This window comes from Luedemannella helvata (genome assembly GCF_039528415.1).
GTDB classification, from domain to species: domain Bacteria; phylum Actinomycetota; class Actinomycetes; order Mycobacteriales; family Micromonosporaceae; genus Luedemannella; species Luedemannella helvata.
Map to the genome: position 1 here is coordinate 1 of NZ_BAAALS010000129.1, position 618 is coordinate 618.

The window sequence follows — 618 nt, forward strand, 5'->3', positions numbered from 1 at the left end:
TCAGGACGAGCGCGACCGCCGCGACCGCCGGATGCGTCGCGAACGCCAGCAGCGTGCAGCCGGCGATCATCGCGGTCAGCCCACCGAGCAGCACCGCGCGCGCGCCGTATCGATCGATGAGCACGCCGCCGGGGCCCGTCACGATGAGGCCCGTGATCGCGATCAGGCTCATGAGCGCGCCCGAGAGCCCGAGGTCGAAGCCGCGAACCTCGTGCAGGTAGATGACCGTGAAGGGCAGCGTCAGCCCGCGACCGAGCGTCTGGATCGCGACGGTCGAGAGGAGCCACCTGCCCTCGACGGGGAGTGCGCGCCAGAAGCTGCCGATGCCGACCACCAGAGCATTCTGTCGGACAGCGCCGACATGCCGCGGGCGCGACTGCGCGGCATCCGCCCATCTCACCAAGCGGATGCGGCGACGGTCGGGTTCGCGGCGCCGGCGGTCAGCCGATGAACTCGATGATGTCGGCGCAGAAGTCGCGCTCGGCGGTGTCGAACTGGCCTCGGGCGTCGTTGCCGATGAACTCGACGAACTCGTCGTCGTCGGGATTCCCGGGTGTGCCGTTCACGTCGATGACGATCGTGTAGAGGTTGCGGCCGACATCCTTGAAGCGGGACCCG

The 618-nt window shown here is 69.3% G+C and carries 1 protein-coding gene; it reads right to left on the bottom strand.

Going from position 1 to position 618, the window contains the following annotated elements:
- A partial coding sequence (locus ABD191_RS29085) for an MFS transporter (RefSeq protein ID WP_344089188.1) occupies positions 1-334 on the bottom strand: 334 nt, incomplete at its 3' end.
- Positions 335-618: the final 284 nt, after the last annotated feature.